Raw genomic sequence first — 16445 nt, 5'->3', positions numbered from 1 at the left:
AATTAGCTCCTTGTGTGCATCTAGTAGGTAATATGCTTGGGTGAAGTTTGTTTATGTAAAGTATCTTTATATAAAGATATGTAATTAAAAAAATTTGTCAATAAACTTCACCCATTATTTTTACGCTACTTCTCTTTTATTACTAGATTGCTTTGCATGGGCAACAGCTAAATGCCCTGCAACACGCGCTGTATTGATCAAAACGGCACTGTTAGCTTTAGCTGAACGCCCTTTAGTTACTTCATCAATTGCTTTCATAATGTACTTAGTGACTTTATTTCCACTGATCCCTTGCGCTTGAGCCGAGCTAATTGCCGCGTTGATAGCATCATTAACATCATCACTATCAATGGCATCTTCGAGCTTAGTGGGTGTTGTAATTAATACACTGCGCTTATTATCAAGCAGCCATTGGGTTTCAATTATGTCGGCTAAAATAGATGCATCATCTATCCGTTGTGGTGCTTTATAGCCACTTGAGCGACAGTAAAATGCAGGGAAATCATCAAATTGATAAGATATAATAGGGACATTGTGGGTCTCTAAGTATTCAAGTGTTAAACCTAGATCGAGTATGTTTTTTGCACCAGCACATACAACGGCAACCCGTGAACGTGTAAATTGCATAAGATCTGAAGAAATATCCATCGTATTGTTTGCTCCTCTATGAACGCCACCAATGCCGGCAGATGCAAAAAAGCATATTCCTGCTAACTCAGCTGCAATAATAGATGAGGCAACGGTGGTTGCACCCAATTGCTTAGTCGCTAATACAACGGGTAAGTCACGCGTGCTGACTTTAGGTATATTTGCGGTTGTTGCAAATAACTCAATCTCACTTTCATCCATGCCAATTAGTAATTTACCATTAGCGACTCCAATGGTTGCAGGGATTGCACCCGATTCACGAACTGCTGCTTCTACTTGTAACGCGGTGTGTTTATTTTCAGGGTAATCTAAGCCATGCGTTATAACATTAGACTCAAGCGCCACGACTGCAAGCCCTAACTCAAGAGCCCGTTTAATTTCAGGCTTAATAACAAGATTTATCTTTGTATTGTTCATTTTATTTCTCCTCTAATAACTTGGTTTTTTAATTAATTTATATTTTTGCTGAATAATATGTTTGTTATAAACACGTTGTCGCCAATTTTTCGGTTGCTCTGCATGCAGTGCGATTGAAATAAAGTCGTTATTGCATTTAAACTCTTTACTTATCAGTGCCGAAATTTTTTTCACGAGCCTATTCTTGGTAGAACTGGATACGTGAGAATCAAAATAATGTATGTTGATATGCGGCATGTTGCGTCCTTACGCTATTAATAATGAACGATGGCTCTCGTAAGAACCTTGAGATTGCACAATGCAATTAAACAGCTCATCAACACCTTGATGTTTTAATAATGCGTAATGATCTGCTTGTAAGTGTTGTGTTATCGCTTCTTTTTCGTTGTACTCAGGAATGTTTTCAATAAATGAATAATCATCTCCTTGTGCTTTAAATATCACTTTTGGTGCTTTTACTTGGCGTTCAAGCAACTCTGTGAATGTATATTTAAACTCATAAGTGCGCATGACTACTTCTATGATTTTACTGACAACATCTCGATTCAAAGTGCGATGATTCATACATACAAAGTCAATAAACTGTTGTTTATTAGTCACTGCCGATAAACATTGTTCTAATACCGGGCCTTGTATTTTTTGAAAGAACACTGAAAATAAAATGGTGACAAATGCAGGAGAAGTAAAACAAGGTGTCTGCTCTTTTTGTGAATACTGAGGTAGATTAGGTGAGCCAGGTGCAATGAGATAAAGTGCTTCCACGGTCTCGCCACTTGCTTCAAGTTGATGGGCCACTTCAAATGCAACACGCGCCCCAAAAGAGTATCCCCATAACGTATAAGGACCCGTTGGTTGCTCATTTTTGATTAGCTTGATATCAGCTTCTGCCATTTCTTGTATTGTATCGTAAGGAACTTCATCACAATTAAGGCCATGCGCTTGCACTGCAATAAACGTCGCTTCATCGGCCACTTTTTCAGCTAAAGGTTTTAAGCTCATTGGATACCCACCTAAACCAGGCCAGCAGAAAATTCGCGATTTTTGTGTAGAGTTATTTAAATTAATCAACCGACTATGTGAGCTGTTATCGTTTTGCTTAATATAAAGAGCAAGTGCTTCAATAGTGGGGGCTTGAAAGATAGCTTGCATTGGGATACTAATGCTCAACTCTTTATTTAAAGTATTCATAAATGTAACGGCTGTTAAAGAGTTTCCACCACTTTCAAAAAAATTATCTTGGACTGATACTTTGTCCCATTTCATCACATGGAGCCAAATATCAGCTATTTTCTCTTCTAATTTATTTCGAGGCTCAATGTAGGCTGCCTTATTTTCAATATTATTAAGTTTCTCTGAATTTTTTAGAGCGAGATAATCGACTTTCCCATTCGCTGTTTGTGGGAATTCAGCAAAAGTTATAATTTTATTAGGTACCATATAGCTAGGTAGCGAATTTTGTAAATCATGATTCAATATTTCAAGGGGGCCACGCATATGTATAGCGTCTTCTTTCATACCTTCACTGCGCTTTTGCTCTTCTGAAATTTTTCCACCAATGCAAAAATAAAATGGTTTCATTGTACAGTTCGCATCAGATAAAATTTCTTCAATACGATTGGCTGAAGGTAAATTATTACCAGATTTTGAGCTATAACCAGAAGACATTAAACCTATGTTTAAGTCGTTCATTTGTAACTGCTGTAACTTACGACCTAAATCAATATAGTGTCGCCAAGCCGTTGTAGAATGATTAAGTAAAGAAATACCAAAAGAAGCTCTATCATAGACTTGCTGATTAATGGCAATCACTTTTTTCTTTTCAATTAGCTGATCAGAAAGGGGTGTCAGCTGATTATCTTGAACGGTGTATTGTCCTGAATTTAAACCATCTACATTTTGAATTTGCACTAAGGTCTCAACATTTGAAAGCGAGTCAGTTTCGCTATGTTGGCTAATATCAAAACTTCCTAAGTAGGCGTCATCTTCGTGAACAGCTAAGTAATCTTGGTATTCATTGTCAAAACTAGCAGCGCCAATTGAAAGGCCAAACTGAGGTAAAATATGATCAAATAAGCCAAGCATATGGCCTGTTTCCATTTCTAAAACTTCTAATATATTATTTTGATATACAGGTTCTATAGCTGATTGTTTACCTAAAAAATGGCAAGTTAATTTAACCGTGCTTACAGGCGCTAATGAGCGTACAAGATGCAGGGTATGTAGTTCAGGGTGATAATAATAAATACCCGATTTTAAATTAAATAAATTATGTATTTCTAAAAATAACTGCGTAGCATACAGGGCGCCTGGAGATGCATAGCCATACTTGGGCAGTAAGCGTTGCTTGCTTTTAAACTGGCCAAAATATCTCATGATTTGACCAAATTCATCATATTCTAATGCGCTGACAGGGCGTGTAGGGATCTCTGATTTTTGTTTTTTGAGTAAGTTAAGTATTTCTTGCTCACACACATTTCCACCATCAAAGTAACGATAAGTTTTACGAGCAAAAACAGTTTCAGTTTGCTCTTTTGATGCGTTTTTATTTGGTAAATTAAATACGGGTAAGTTTAACAGCGCTTGTGGTTGTCTAAATCCTGCATTAGAGAGTTGTGCTTTAACTTGTAATTTACTTTTTTTAGATTGATGGTGTTCACTCTGCTTGCCTTGATCCATTAAAGCGGCTTCACGATGATTTAATTCAATGCATGCAATAAGATTTTGAAAACCGGTACGCTGGTCATTTTTTACAACCATTGCGGCATTTTTTATCCAATCATGCTTTTCAATAGCAAGTCTAATTTCATCAAGCTCTACACGGTAACCACGTAATTTAATTTGATTATCGGCGCGACCTAAAAAGTGTGTGTTACCTTCTTTATCACGTTTTACAATATCACCACTGCGATAGAGCGTATTATGCATAGGCTCGCTATTGTGAGGATTAGATATAAATCTTTCGAGTGTTGTATCGTTACGGTTTAAATAACCTCTAGCAACCTGCACACCACTAATATAAAGCTCACCAGATTCACCCTCATCAACTAAGTTTAACTGTTCATCAAGTATATAGTAGTGAGTATTGGCTACAGGCTTACCAATGGTAATTGCATCAAACGCTTGCTCTAAAGTATGAGGCGTTACTTTATGGCTGGATGAATTTATTGTGCATTCTGTTGGCCCATATAAATTGATTAGATCTTTTTCAGGCAGTGTTTCAAAAAATTGTAAGGCGAGCTGTTTAGTAAGCGTTTCACCCCCACTGAACACGTGAGACAATGAGTTGCACAATTGAATACAAGGCGAATCAAGCAAGGCTTGTAAAAGGGTAGGAACACATTGCAAAACGGTCACTTGTTTTTCAATGATTAAATCAATAAGTGCAAGCGGATCGCGATACATTCCTACTTCACTTGTAACAACACAAATACCGATTGCATTAGCTAAAATCTCCCATTGGGCTGCATCAAAGCTAAAAGGCGTTTTTTGTACAATACGAGTTGATTGGCTAAAGCTATGCTCTTCTTTTAGCCACAGAAGCTGATTAACAATACTGCTATGTTCAATGATGACGCCTTTTGGATCACCTGTGCTTCCAGAGGTGTAAATCATATAAGCAAGGTTATCTTGTGATAGTGGCGCATAATATGACGTATTATCATCAACATCATCTATTGAAATCACAGTAATGTCGCTGCTAACCAATGCAGTAATTTGCTCTTTTAAATGTGCTTGAGTTAAAACTAAGCGCGCTTTAGAGTCTTTTAGCATATAGCTAATACGTTTTTCAGGGTATTCAGGAGACAGTGGAAGGTATCCGCATCCTGCATAAATAGCTCCCCACACACCAAAAATTAAGTCAGGCGATGGATCGACAAACAAACCAACATATTCACCTTGCTTAGCACCATGCTGATGGAGTAAAGAGGCAATGTTAGCTGATTTTTTATCCAGCATTTTATAGCTCCAATCTCCTTGGTTACTAATTACTGCAGTTTCATCAGGTGTTTCAATAATTTGCTTTTGAATTAAATCAAACAATGTTCGAGTATCACTTTCTCCTAAAAAAGATATCTGATCTTGCTCAAGGTTTTCGGTTCGATTTAGTTGGTTATGTAGTTTCATTTCTATGCCTATTCCTTTATTTAAAATTTTATAGATGACTAATTTTTGAATTGCCTTGTTAAAAATGAGTACTACACATAACTCTCATGTAACAAAGTTAGGTAAAAGATAATACATACAATCTTAATGTCAAGTATCTTTGTGTAAAGATACTTGTTGTGATGAGTCTTGTCGTAGAGGTTGTTGTGAGTTATATTGGTTTATCAATTTAAATTAGAGTAGTAGATATGATGAAAAATGATCTTGTTGACGTCGTTATAGCCCAGTGGAATAAAGAAAGACCTGATTTAGACCCTTCGCCTATGGGAGTTATGGGCCGACTCGTTCGTACCGATGCAATGTTTAGCAAAGAATTACAAACTGTATTTGGCCGTTTTGGCCTCAATGGTGGCGAATTTGATGTATTAGCGACAATTAGGCGTTCAGGAAAACCGTTTACATTAAGTCCAAATCAACTATTGCAGACATTAATGCTAACCTCAGGCTCAATGACAAACCGTATCGATAAACTAGAAGCTAAAGACTTGGTTGCACGCAGCTCAGATCCTAACGACCGTCGAGGCGTTATGGTGTCTTTAACTGAGAAAGGTTTTCAATTGATTGATCAGGTTGTAGAGGAGCATATCGCAAAAGGGCAGTCTTTATTGTCACCTTTAGATAAGTCGGAGCAGCAGCAACTCGCAGTATTACTTAAAAAATTACTTTTAGGCCTTTCTAGCTCTACTTATAAATAAGGCCAGTTGGCCTTTCAGGAGCACAATTTGTTCTATCTAGGGCATGTTGATCTTTGTGGATTAAAATTTGTTCAATCGAGGAGCGATTTAATCGTGGCGCGAGATTTGTAACTTGGTAGCTTTGGTAACGCTCCTGCATCACCTTACTAACTTATCTTTATGTAAGAATAGGTAAATTCGCGCAAAGCTTCCGCGCCCTACTCACGGCTTTTATTTACATCTATGTAGCAGCAAAGAGTAAATCGCCCCTAGGACGAACCTAAGGGCTACGGATGTTTGGCACTTACGCTGCGTTATCGCCTATTTATGGGGAATAATCACACGACATAAACTCTGCCTCGCCTAACTACCAAACCTACAGCTGCAAAATTAATCACGAAAGCTCGACACGCTCTAATATAGATTCACTTTGTTTCTCAGATAGCGATGCACTTTTATCTACCATTGTAGGATAATCGGTATAACCGGTTTCGTCGCCACCATAAAACGTATCGGGATCTACATTATTAAAAGAAGCATTTAACTTAGTACGTTCTACCAAATCAGGGTTTGCTAAAAAGAGTGCCCCTAATGCCACACCATCGCATAAATTTTCATTTAACACATCTGATGCAATAGCAGGGGTTACAGGGCCATCTTGCCAAGATTTGTGAGGGTTTAATATAAGCTTACCTAACCATTGGTTACGGATCTGCTGAGTGTGCTCACGGTTAGCCGCTTCCATAATATGCAAATACGCCAGATCAGTTGGCAACTGACTAATAAGAGTTTGGTAGAGCACTGCACTGTCTTGTTCAATAATGTCATTGTAAGTATTGTCGGGAGAAATACGAATACCGACTCTTTTAGCACCAATAGCTTGTGTAACAGCCGCCACTACTTTTAGCGTAAATCTTAAACGGTTTTTGACGCTACCACCAAATAGATCGGCTCTATTATTTGTATTGCTTGCCATAAATTGGTGAAGTAAAAAACCATTTCCTGCGTGTATTTCTACCCCATCAAAACCTGCCTGAATCGCTAATTCAGCTGATTTTGCGAAGTCTTCAATGGTTGCTGTAATTTCATCTAATGTCATTTCTTTTGGTGTAGGGTAGCTCTTTGGCCCTGTTGGTGTAAAAGCGTCTCCGGTAGCTTTAATTGCTGAAGGCGCTATTGATTGATGAGCACTGGGGTATAATTCAGGATGCCCAATACGACCAGAATGCATCAATTGAGCTACAATTTTGCCTCCCCTTTTATGTACTGCTTCAGTAATGGGCTGCCAGCTTTTCACATGTTGTAAATTATGTAGCCCTGGGGAGTTCATAAAACCTTGACCAATTTGGTTAGGTTGAATACCTTCAGAAATAATTAACCCAGCTGTTGCTCTTTGAGCATAATAGGTTGCCATAAGAGGCGTTGCTAATCCTTCAGCTGTTGCCCTGTTTCTACTCATTGGTGCCATTACAAAGCGATTGCTTGCGTTGATTTTCCCAAAACGAGCTTCTGTAAATAAGTTGTCCATGTTTACTTCCTTTAACTAGTTTTTTTGTTTAGTGATGGTTCCAGATTAAAATTGGAACTTGATTTTTTAAACAGCTGTACTTGAGATATAACAATGGCTAATACAATAATGACAGCGCCTAATGTTTGACTCATCGTTAGCCTTTGCGAAAGAATAAAATAACCCAATAATGTTGCTGAGATTGGGCTTGCAAACGATATAAAAGACACCGTAACAACTGGCAGTTTTTCAATAGCTTTAAACCAAACTATATAAGCGAACAAGGCGCCAATGATACTTAAGTAGGAATAACCAATTATATTGTCCACTGTTAGGTTACTAGGTAAGCCTTCTTGTACTAATCCAATCGGGAGTAAAAATAATCCACCTACAACGAGTTGCCAGCCTGTAAAAGTATATAAATTAACGTCAGCAGGCTTGCCCCATTTTTTTGTTAATACTATTCCCGTGGCCATTGAAGCGGCACCAATTAAACCTGCAATAACACCTTGAACAGGTAAATTCATATTTGGTTCTAAGACCAACATCGCGACTCCAACAGCCGCAATTGCACAAGCAATAAATTGCCTTAAATTAAGGGTATCTTTAAAGAGTAGCGCACCAAGTATCATGACTATGATAGGTTGGCACGACATAACAAGTGCAGCTACACCACCGGGTAATAGATAGGCTGCTACAAATAAACAGTAAAAAAAGCCACCAATATTAAGTATGCCAAGCACGATAGAACGCACCCACCAGATGCCTTTAGGTAGCTTTCGACCAATCAGTACTAATAAAATACCAGCAGGTAAAGCACGAAGTGTTGACGCTATTAAAGGCATATCTGGCGGTAATAGCTCGGTCGTTACTATGTATGTACTGCCCCAAATTGTTGGGGCAATCATAGCAACTAACATCCAAAGTATTAGTTGTTTATTTGTCATACGGCCCCCACATCGGTCGTACCGAAGTAGCGATCTCCGAAGTCGCCAATTCCAGGTATCATAAATGCGTTTCCATTTAGATACTCTTCAATTGAAGACGTGACTATTTGAATTTTTTTAAATTGCTGAGTAACTTTTTGAATCCCCTCAGGGGAGCACAAAAGATTAACAAAAATGATATTTTCTTCTAAAACACCAGCATCTATAAGCACCTGAATAGCACAAATTGCAGAGCCGCCTGTCGCCAACATAGGTTCGAATATCAGCACGCGACATTTAGCGATATGATCCGGAAGTTTTGAATAATAAAGAGTTGGCAATTTTGTGACGACATCGCGTTGTATTAAAATTTTTCCAATGGGAATTTTTAAGTCAATATGACGCAGCTCATTTTCCATACTTTCACCAGCACGAACCACAGAAACGGCACATATTGGATCTGCAAACTGCTTGCCTTTGTATGTTTCTCCCACGGGAGTAGTTACATCGAGATCTTTAAATGGTACTAATTCTAAGCTTTTTTCAATCAGCAGACGAAACACTTGATCAGCATAAAAAATGAATTGGCTTTTACTCGCTACCTTGTCACGCATTTTTGCATGCAGGTATTTTAGTCTATTTGTTTGCGGTAACTCGATCACACTACTTGAGAGTATTTGTGAGTCTTCTTTATATATTTGAATAACTTGATTTGCATTCATAACGCTCTCCCTATTTGAGTCTGCCAGATTAGGGGTGTTAATCTGGCAGTGAATTATATTAAGCATTGATCTCCGAGAATGCTTTTTCAGCTTCGCGAATGAATTTCTTCACCTTAGCGGCATCTTTTCTGCCGTCGCTACCTTCTAATCCCGTATGTGAATCAACTGCGGCTGGTTTAACCTTATAGATTGCATCAGCTACATTTTCAGGCGTTAAACCGCCAGCCATCATTAGAGGTTTTGGAGATCGTCTAACAAGTTCAGCGCTTACGTCCCAGTTATGCGTTAAACCAGTAGCGCCTTTAGCACCCGTTTTAGGGTTAAACGTATCAGTGATAAACATGTCAACAAAGTCAGCCATGGTATCAACAATTTCTAACAGCTCTTCAGCATTGTCTTCTTTCACAACAAGGCTTTTTAATAAGAAAAGATCAGGGCGCAGCTCTCTAAGCTTTTTCATTTCTGCCACACTAATATCACCGTGTAGTTGAACTGCTTTTACACCTAGCTCACTGCAATAACCGCTCACTTCTTCAGCATCTACCATATAGCTAATCAACACACCGGCTTGAGGCTCACTTAAGCCTTTAATAATGCTCATTGCATCTGTTTCAGAAATATCATCTTTTCCAGAAGGTAAGCGCAAAGGAAAGCCAAGCCACTCAATGCCAGACTCCAGCATTAGATTTGCTTCTTCTCGGTCGATAATGCCAGCTACTTGAATAATGTTTTTCATAATGTTCTCCAATTTAAAGTTAAAGGGTTGTAAAGAATCTCGACGTAAAGATATGTAAGAATTAACTTTGTGTCAAGTATCTTTATGTGAAGATATTAAATTAATATACGTTTAGCTGTTTCATAGAGTTGTTGAAGACTGATATTTTTATATCGTAATTATTTAAAAAGTTAACATAAGCAATAGTTTAAGTGGGTTTTTGAAGTGGTGCAGGGCGATTGGAAGCTTACTAAAAAATAATTTTCGGCCTTAAAAAAACTTAACGTATTGAGCGTAAGTCTTAAATAAAAACAATATTTAGGCATTTAAAAAATTATATGGTGTGGGTATGGTTATCAAAACGTTAAGTTAACGAGGTCGTAAACGCGGACAAGAACAGTTGGCTTTGTCCGTGCCCCACCAAATTATTTTTAGCTGGTACAATGGCATTTGTATAACTATGTGCAGCAAGGGAGTATATGGAAAAGCAAGAAATAATAAGATTCATTAAGGATATACAATGTAAGTTTCCAGATGTGATCCCGCTAATGGATAAACACGAAAGTTGGGCGCTTACTTTTCGCATGGAAGAGTTTGCAAACTTAACAACTTTTGCATTCAACGAAAATAAAGTCACTAATGCTCTAAAGCACTTGTCATATATGAGTCTAAAATTAGACTCTGCAAGTCCTGCTGAACTTGAGTACATAGACACTTATTACGTTGAGCACTTATTTTGCAAGGCCACTCCCATTGGAATTGAAATAGGTTGGCCACTTGTTCCTGACATACTTAAAAAACTGTATTTAGATTTTCACGGGCAAGCGCCTAAAATACGTTGAGAATAGAAGCAAGTCGTTTTTATTTGTTTTCATTTAAAATCAAAATCTGCTCCCAAAAGCTGTTAAGTAGAAGCCATTGTTCTCAACTTCATAAGAGATTTTTATTAAACTCCGTTATACTTCCTACAATTGAATATGCCAAATGAAGTAAATAGGCCGCTAACAGCAATGAGTACAGAAATTCTTTTCCATACTATTTTTCCACACGAAACCAGTAAAACATGGGTTGTATTTGTCCATGGAGCCGGTGGTAGTTCGGCAATCTGGTTTCGTCAGCTTAAAGCGTATAAAAAAGAATATAATGTGTTGTTGCTTGATCTTCGCGGTCACGGCAAATCGAATAATCTACTACAAAACTTTGTTGATAATAATTATTCATTTAATAATGTCTCTAAAGACATCATAGATGTGTTAGATCATAACAATATTACCAGCGCACACTTTGTTGGTATTTCATTGGGCACAATTCTTATTCGAAATATTGCTGAAATTGCGCCGCAATATGTTTCTAGCATGGTGCTAGGTGGAGCGGTTACTCGTTTTAATACTCGCAGTAATACATTGGTTTATTTAGGTAATACTTTTAAACACTTCCTGCCTTATATGTGGTTGTATCGCTTATTTGCTTTTATTATGATGCCGAAAAAGCGTCATAAAGAATCTCGACTTTTGTTTGTTCGTGAAGCAAAGCGCTTGTGCCAAAAAGAGTTTATAAAATGGTTTAAATTAGCCATGGATGTAAATCCTTTAATGCAATATTTCAAAGAAAAAGACATTGATATTCCCATTCTGTACATTATGGGTAAGGAAGATCATATGTTCCTTGGCCCTGTTAAAGAAATGGTTAAGCGTCATAAAAACAGCGTACTGCAAACTATTCACCATTGTGGCCATGTCTGTAATGTGGAACGTCCTGACTTATTCAATCAGCACTCGCTTGCTTTTATCGCCCAGCAAAATCGTTAAGGGTTGTTGCTTTTAGAAAGCTTTCAGTTAATGGTAGGTAATTAGTAAATTGGATTAGGTCATTCTTTTTGGCTTTCGTCCTAAACTAAAAACAAGACCTGCTCCTGAAGGGCATAGCTTTCCTGCACATCCCAATTGATAAGCAATGTTTACATTAGAGCTCTCTGATGTAAATATGTGATTAGTTTTATGAAGTTGGCCTTTCAATATTGGAACCGGAGAAAAATACATAAATGGAATTTAAATCACATAAAATAATTATTGATCCAAACGATCCTTTTAAGAATGATAAGCTTGGACGAAAACCTCATGTCGAAAACTTTACTACACTCCTCAAAAATATTAGCTCACCGATAGTTTTATCCGTAAATGCTCCTTGGGGACAAGGTAAAACTACATTTTTGGAGATGTTAGAAGCTAACCTAAAAATAAATGATTGTTCGGCAATTTACTTTAGTGCTTGGGAAACTGATTTCGTTAATGATCCACTGCAAGCATTTCTGGGCGAGGTTAATAAAAAAATAGAGTCTCTTGCTGAAGGAGATAAAGAGAAAAGTAAGGCATGGGTTAAAGCCAAGAGTGCAGGTGCACAAATTTTAAAAAAAGGTTTACCCGTGCTAGTAAAGCTCGCTACTGCTGGAATAATTGATGCTGAAAAAATAATTGAAGCTGAAGCAGCAAAATTCACGGAGGGATTATCTAAAGATTTTTTGGATGATTATACAAAGAGTAAAGAGGCTATTACTTCTTTTAAAGAAAATGTGTCAAAAACTTTGAAAAATGAAGATGGAGCTACAAGCCAATTATTTATTATTATTGATGAATTGGATCGATGCAGACCTACCTACGCAATTGAGTTACTAGAGAGAATAAAACATCTTTTAGATATTGAAGGCCTTGTATTCGTAATTGCAATGGATAAACTTCAACTGTCTCATAGCGTTAAAGGGGTCTACGGTGCAGGGTTTGAAGCAATGGGTTATCTTAGGCGGTTTATTGATATTGAGTATATTTTACCTGATAGTGATTTAGACGCATTTATTGAACAGCTTTATAAAATATTTGAGTTTGATACTTTCTTTCATAAAAGAACTCAATACCAAGCATTTAGATACGAAAAAGATCACTTAAAGAATACCTTTAAACTATTGGCAAAAGCTAAAAAACTGTCCTTAAGGGAAGTAGAGCAGTTATTTGCGAAAGTAAATTTAGTAGTTAAATCTACAGCTGAAAATGTGTATCTATACCCTGACTTACTGGCATTCTTGATTGTTGCTAAAGAGTTCTATTACGAAAGTTATAGTGGGTATATTAATGGAGGTGATACACCAGAAAACCTGATTCAAGTTCTTCATTCAATAACCCCTAGTTTGAAATCAATAGATTCTAGAGCGTGCGCAGTAATTGAAAGCTCTTTAATTGGAGCAAAAAACGACAGATACCACGGTAATATTGGAGACGCACTAAAGTACCATGAGGATATAATTTCTGATGAAAGTACTAGTACAGAAGAGCAAGGCTATTCGAATGATGTAGTACAATTAACAAAAAGTTTTGACGGGTTTAGAAATTCGATTAATTTAGAGAGTTTAAAGCAGAGGATAGAAATGCTAGAAAGCTTCAAATTCAATAGTTAATATAAAGTCCTGTTGTAGTTAAGCTATCAATTGTCTTTTTAACAACCGATAGCTAACCACTTAAAACAGGGCTTACTCTTCTATCGCACTCACTACAAAATACGGATTTAAGTACTCATCTTTGGTGTTATAAATAAGCGGGCTGCCATCAAGTTTAGTGACTTTAGCACCGGCTATTTCGGCGATGGCATGGCCTGCGCCCGTATCCCATTCACAAGTTGGGCCTAAGCGCGGGTAAATATCAGCGCTGCCTTCGGCGACTAAACACAGTTTTAGTGAGCTGCCTTTAGACACCATTTCAACCTCATCAAAGCGTTTTACAAACTCGGCTAAATCGGGTGATGGGTGAGAGCGGCTGCCTACAACACGAATTAACCCTTTGTTAGGTTTAGTGGTTACTTTAAGCTCAATTCGCTCATCGCCTTTATCTTTAAACGCGCCAATTGCTTCGGCGGCTAAGTACGATACGCCGAGTGCGGGTGCATCTACTACGGCTAAAATAGGAATACCGTTTTTAATTAGGGCGATGTTTACGGTAAATTCACCGTTCTTTTTAATAAATTCTTTAGTGCCGTCGATTGGGTCAACTAACCAGTAGCTTTTCCACGTTTGGCGTACATCCCAGCTTATGTCGGCGTTTTCTTCACTGAGTATTGGAATGTCTGGGGTGAGTTGGTGTAGCCCTGCCACAATCAGTTTATGAGCTGCTAAATCGGCGTCGGTTACGGGGCTTTCATCGGCTTTGTACTCAACGTTAAAATCCTTTTCGTAAATTCTCATTATCGCTTGGCCTGCTTTGCGGGCAAGGATGAGGGTTTCTTCTAGCAGTTCGGTTTGATTCATGGGGTTAACCTATATTATGTGCTTTTGTTTTAGATACGTTATCAGTTGTGTAACCGATTGGTCTAGGGTGTTTTTACTTGTATCTAAAATTATTTCTGGATTGTTTGGCACTTCGTAGCTTGAATCGATACCAGTGAAGTGTTTTATCTCTCCAGCGCGGGCTTTTTTGTACAAGCCTTTTGGATCGCGGCTTTCGCATACATCCAGTGGGGTATCGATAAATACTTCGATAAATTCGCCGTCATCTACTAGGCTGCGCACCATGTCACGTTCTGCTCTAAAAGGCGATATAAACGCAGTAAGTACTAACAAGCCAGCGTCGGTCATTAGTTTTGCGGTTTCGCCCACGCGGCGTATGTTTTCAATGCGGTCTTCGTCGCTAAAGCCTAGATCTTTACACAAACCGTGGCGTACGTTGTCGCCATCGAGCAGGTAAGTGTGCGTACCTTGCTGATTAAGCGCCGCTTCTAGTGCGTTTGCTACGGTGCTTTTGCCAGAGCCTGAAAAGCCGGTAAACCATAAAATAGCGGGCTTATGTTTTTTTTGCTCACTACGCTGTGCTTTTGTCGTTGCGTAGTTATGCCAAACTATATTTTCATCCATAGTGAGAGTCTCTTATGCTGTGAGCGCAGGTATTAAAACGGAAATACCAGCGGGATCAGGGTTAATACCGTGATTGAATAAATAATAGAAAGGGGTAAGCCCATCACTATGTAATCTTTTAAGCGATAGTTACCCGCGCTATAAACCATTAGATTAGTTTGATACCCAAATGGCGATATAAAGCTGGCTGATGCGCCAAAGGCAACCGCCATAATAAACGGTAGCGGGTCTACATTAAAACCAACCGCGAGCGAGTAAGCAACAGGGAACGACAAGGCAGCTGCTGCGTTATTAGTAATAAGCTCGGTAAATAATACGGTCATTAAAAATATGGCAATAAATGCGCCGTACGGGCCAAAATCCCCAAGTACCATAAACATGGCGTCGGATATTTGCCCGGCAAGTCCGGTGCCTATCATTAATTTAGCAAGGCCAATGGCGCTGCCTACTACCACTAATAACTCGATAGGAAAACGGCGTTTTACTTCGTTAAGTTTTATGGTGCCACTGAGCATTAAGCCAATCAGTAATACTAATAAGCCTTTAACCAGCGGCACTATGCCAATAATGCTTAAACCCAGTACTGCGGCAAAGCTTAGTAACACAATGTTTGATTGTTTAGGCGCAAGGTGGGCTTGTAAGTCAAACCCTGAAATATACACAAATTCGCGCTTTAAATTAGGCAAGCTGTAAAAGTTTTTGCCTGGTGCGAGTATAAGTGAGTCGCCAGCTTGTAATTGCACTTGCCCAAGGCCGCCTTGTAAGCGGTCGTGCCCACGGCGAATAGCAATAACGGCTGCATGAAACTGCTCTCTAAAGCGGGCTTCTTTTACGGTTTTGCCAATAAATTTTGAAGATTGACTTACGACTACTTCTACTAAGTGTTCTATGTCTTTTTGATGATTTTCGTGCACTACTTTTAGGCCGTCGAAACGGGTAAGTAATGGCACCGATTTTATGTCACCTACAAACAGCAGCACGTCGTCTTTTTGAATAATTTGCTGTGGAGTGACTGCGCAAATGCGGCTCCCGTCGCGAATGATTTCAGCAAGGAATAAGTCTTTTAAATCACGCAGGCCGTTTTCTTCTACGGTTTGGCCTATTAATTTTGAGCTTGCTTGTACTTTACCTTCTAGGTAAAAAGGCACGACTTCTTGGTCGCTTTTACCGTTGTCGGGTAAGTATTTAAGCATTACTAAAATGGTAATTAGGCCTACGCTTAGCGCGCCCAAACCCACTAAGGTAAAGTCAAAAAAGCCCAGCGGTTCCATGCCCGCATCAACAGCAAAGCCATTGACGATTAAGTTGGTTGATGTACCAATAAGCGTAATAGTGCCGCCCAAAATAGCAGTGTACGACAGTGGTAATAATAGCTTTGAAGGGGAGTGATTAGGATTGTCTTTTATCGCGGTAATAAGCGATGCAACAACGGCGGTATTGTTAGTGAACGACGATAAAAAGGCGGTTGATAATCCCAATTTTGTTACCGATTTTACTAAACTACCTTTAGATAGTGATTGCGCTAACTTTTGAATTAGGGTGGTTTTTTCTATTGCGGTCGACACTAATACCAGTAATACCAAGGTAATAAGCGACGGGTTAGCGTAATTAACTAACATGCTTTCAAGATCAATTAATCCGGTTAAATAACTAGTACCAATGGCACTTACAAATAACCATGCTGGATTAATACGAGTGCCAAAAAGGCACCCGACTAAGGTAAGCATAATGCCTGTTAAAACGAGCTGTTCTACCATGCTTTTAAATTCCTAACAGGCTAA

At 38.5% G+C, this 16445-nt stretch carries 14 protein-coding genes; 4 read left to right on the top strand and 10 right to left on the bottom strand.

The annotated features are described in order from the left end of the window. Positions 1–120: 120 nt before the first annotated feature. From DO88_RS09300 to DO88_RS09305, 3 genes are all read right to left on the bottom strand, one after another. On the bottom strand, positions 121–1065 hold the full coding sequence (locus DO88_RS09300; protein WP_007376272.1) for a pseudouridine-5'-phosphate glycosidase: 945 nt from the start codon (positions 1063–1065) through the stop codon (positions 121–123). A 12-nt stretch (positions 1066–1077) separates the two neighbouring features. Continuing rightward, a complete protein-coding gene (locus DO88_RS18905; RefSeq protein WP_007376273.1) occupies positions 1078–1239 on the bottom strand; it encodes a hypothetical protein in 162 nt (53 codons plus the stop codon). A 72-nt stretch (positions 1240–1311) separates the two neighbouring features. Next, positions 1312–5190, bottom strand: coding sequence for an amino acid adenylation domain-containing protein (locus DO88_RS09305; RefSeq protein WP_033039418.1), 3879 nt, complete (start codon positions 5188–5190; stop codon positions 1312–1314). A gap of 227 nt (positions 5191–5417) precedes the next feature. On the opposite strand from DO88_RS09305, the gene DO88_RS09310 reads away from it, so the two are divergent. Continuing rightward, positions 5418–5924, top strand: coding sequence for a MarR family winged helix-turn-helix transcriptional regulator (locus tag DO88_RS09310; protein ID WP_008133426.1), 507 nt, complete (start codon positions 5418–5420; stop codon positions 5922–5924). 373 nt (positions 5925–6297) lie between these two features. Here the strand turns inward: DO88_RS09310 and DO88_RS09315 are convergent, their stop codons facing one another. The 4 genes from DO88_RS09315 to DO88_RS09330 are packed head-to-tail and all read right to left on the bottom strand — an operon-like array spanning position 6298 to position 9794. After that, positions 6298–7431 (bottom strand): alkene reductase, encoded by a 1134-nt coding sequence (locus tag DO88_RS09315; RefSeq protein WP_033039416.1) that lies wholly within the window; start codon positions 7429–7431, stop codon positions 6298–6300. Between the two features lie 11 nt (positions 7432–7442). Next, positions 7443–8357 (bottom strand): EamA family transporter, encoded by a 915-nt coding sequence (locus DO88_RS09320; RefSeq protein WP_033039413.1) that lies wholly within the window; start codon positions 8355–8357, stop codon positions 7443–7445. Beyond that, entirely contained in the window at positions 8354–9058 is a 705-nt protein-coding gene (upp, locus tag DO88_RS09325) for a uracil phosphoribosyltransferase (protein ID WP_232224803.1), read from the bottom strand. Before upp ends, DO88_RS09320 begins: the two co-directional genes overlap by 4 nt. A 58-nt stretch (positions 9059–9116) precedes the next feature. After that, positions 9117–9794: a phosphoribosylanthranilate isomerase gene (locus tag DO88_RS09330; RefSeq protein ID WP_008133429.1), complete on the bottom strand. Its 678-nt coding sequence runs from the start codon at positions 9792–9794 to the stop codon at positions 9117–9119. A 458-nt stretch (positions 9795–10252) separates the two neighbouring features. Here DO88_RS09330 and DO88_RS09335 point away from each other — a divergent pair, with 458 nt between their 5' ends. From DO88_RS09335 to DO88_RS09345, 3 genes are all read left to right on the top strand, one after another. Beyond that, on the top strand, positions 10253–10615 hold the full coding sequence (locus DO88_RS09335) for a DUF7674 family protein (RefSeq protein WP_033039411.1): 363 nt from the start codon (positions 10253–10255) through the stop codon (positions 10613–10615). Between the two features lie 168 nt (positions 10616–10783). Then, positions 10784–11581 carry an alpha/beta fold hydrolase gene (locus tag DO88_RS09340; RefSeq protein ID WP_033039408.1) on the top strand — a complete coding sequence of 266 codons (798 nt, stop codon included), beginning with the start codon at positions 10784–10786 and terminating at the stop codon, positions 11579–11581. 233 nt (positions 11582–11814) lie between these two features. Further along, on the top strand, positions 11815–13218 hold the full coding sequence (locus DO88_RS09345; RefSeq protein WP_033039405.1) for a KAP family P-loop NTPase fold protein: 1404 nt from the start codon (positions 11815–11817) through the stop codon (positions 13216–13218). Between the two features lie 72 nt (positions 13219–13290). Here the strand turns inward: DO88_RS09345 and cysQ are convergent, their stop codons facing one another. From cysQ to DO88_RS09360, 3 genes are read right to left on the bottom strand one after another with little or no spacing between them, the layout of a single operon-like run. Beyond that, positions 13291–14061, bottom strand: a complete 771-nt coding sequence (gene cysQ / locus DO88_RS09350) for a 3'(2'),5'-bisphosphate nucleotidase CysQ (RefSeq protein ID WP_033039404.1) — start codon at positions 14059–14061, stop codon at positions 13291–13293. A gap of 9 nt (positions 14062–14070) precedes the next feature. Then, positions 14071–14664, bottom strand: a complete 594-nt coding sequence (cysC, locus tag DO88_RS09355; RefSeq protein WP_010555008.1) for an adenylyl-sulfate kinase — start codon at positions 14662–14664, stop codon at positions 14071–14073. A gap of 32 nt (positions 14665–14696) precedes the next feature. Continuing rightward, positions 14697–16421 (bottom strand): SLC13 family permease, encoded by a 1725-nt coding sequence (locus DO88_RS09360; RefSeq protein WP_033039402.1) that lies wholly within the window; start codon positions 16419–16421, stop codon positions 14697–14699. Between the last annotated feature and the right edge of the window lie 24 nt (positions 16422–16445).

The organism is Pseudoalteromonas sp. S3431 (assembly GCF_000690035.1).
Classification (GTDB): domain Bacteria; phylum Pseudomonadota; class Gammaproteobacteria; order Enterobacterales; family Alteromonadaceae; genus Pseudoalteromonas; species Pseudoalteromonas fuliginea.
This window is presented reverse-complemented; position numbering and strand designations above follow the sequence as displayed.

What these genes read in the sequence shown, in the direction of transcription:
- DO88_RS09360 (WP_033039402.1), bottom strand. Translation starts at nt 16,421, where the DNA reads ATGGTAGAACAGCTCGTTTTAACAGGCATTATGCTTACCTTAGTCGGG.
- cysQ (WP_033039404.1), bottom strand. Translation starts at nt 14,061, where the DNA reads ATGAATCAAACCGAACTGCTAGAAGAAACCCTCATCCTTGCCCGCAAA.
- upp (WP_232224803.1), bottom strand. Translation starts at nt 9,058, where the DNA reads ATGAATGCAAATCAAGTTATTCAAATATATAAAGAAGACTCACAAATA.
- cysC (WP_010555008.1), bottom strand. Translation starts at nt 14,664, where the DNA reads ATGGATGAAAATATAGTTTGGCATAACTACGCAACGACAAAAGCACAG.
- DO88_RS09335 (WP_033039411.1), top strand. Translation starts at nt 10,253, where the DNA reads ATGGAAAAGCAAGAAATAATAAGATTCATTAAGGATATACAATGTAAG.
- DO88_RS09345 (WP_033039405.1), top strand. Translation starts at nt 11,815, where the DNA reads ATGGAATTTAAATCACATAAAATAATTATTGATCCAAACGATCCTTTT.
- DO88_RS09300 (WP_007376272.1), bottom strand. Translation starts at nt 1,065, where the DNA reads ATGAACAATACAAAGATAAATCTTGTTATTAAGCCTGAAATTAAACGG.
- DO88_RS09305 (WP_033039418.1), bottom strand. Translation starts at nt 5,190, where the DNA reads ATGAAACTACATAACCAACTAAATCGAACCGAAAACCTTGAGCAAGAT.
- DO88_RS09315 (WP_033039416.1), bottom strand. Translation starts at nt 7,431, where the DNA reads ATGGACAACTTATTTACAGAAGCTCGTTTTGGGAAAATCAACGCAAGC.
- DO88_RS09310 (WP_008133426.1), top strand. Translation starts at nt 5,418, where the DNA reads ATGATGAAAAATGATCTTGTTGACGTCGTTATAGCCCAGTGGAATAAA.
- DO88_RS09330 (WP_008133429.1), bottom strand. Translation starts at nt 9,794, where the DNA reads ATGAAAAACATTATTCAAGTAGCTGGCATTATCGACCGAGAAGAAGCA.
- DO88_RS09340 (WP_033039408.1), top strand. Translation starts at nt 10,784, where the DNA reads ATGAGTACAGAAATTCTTTTCCATACTATTTTTCCACACGAAACCAGT.
- DO88_RS09320 (WP_033039413.1), bottom strand. Translation starts at nt 8,357, where the DNA reads ATGACAAATAAACAACTAATACTTTGGATGTTAGTTGCTATGATTGCC.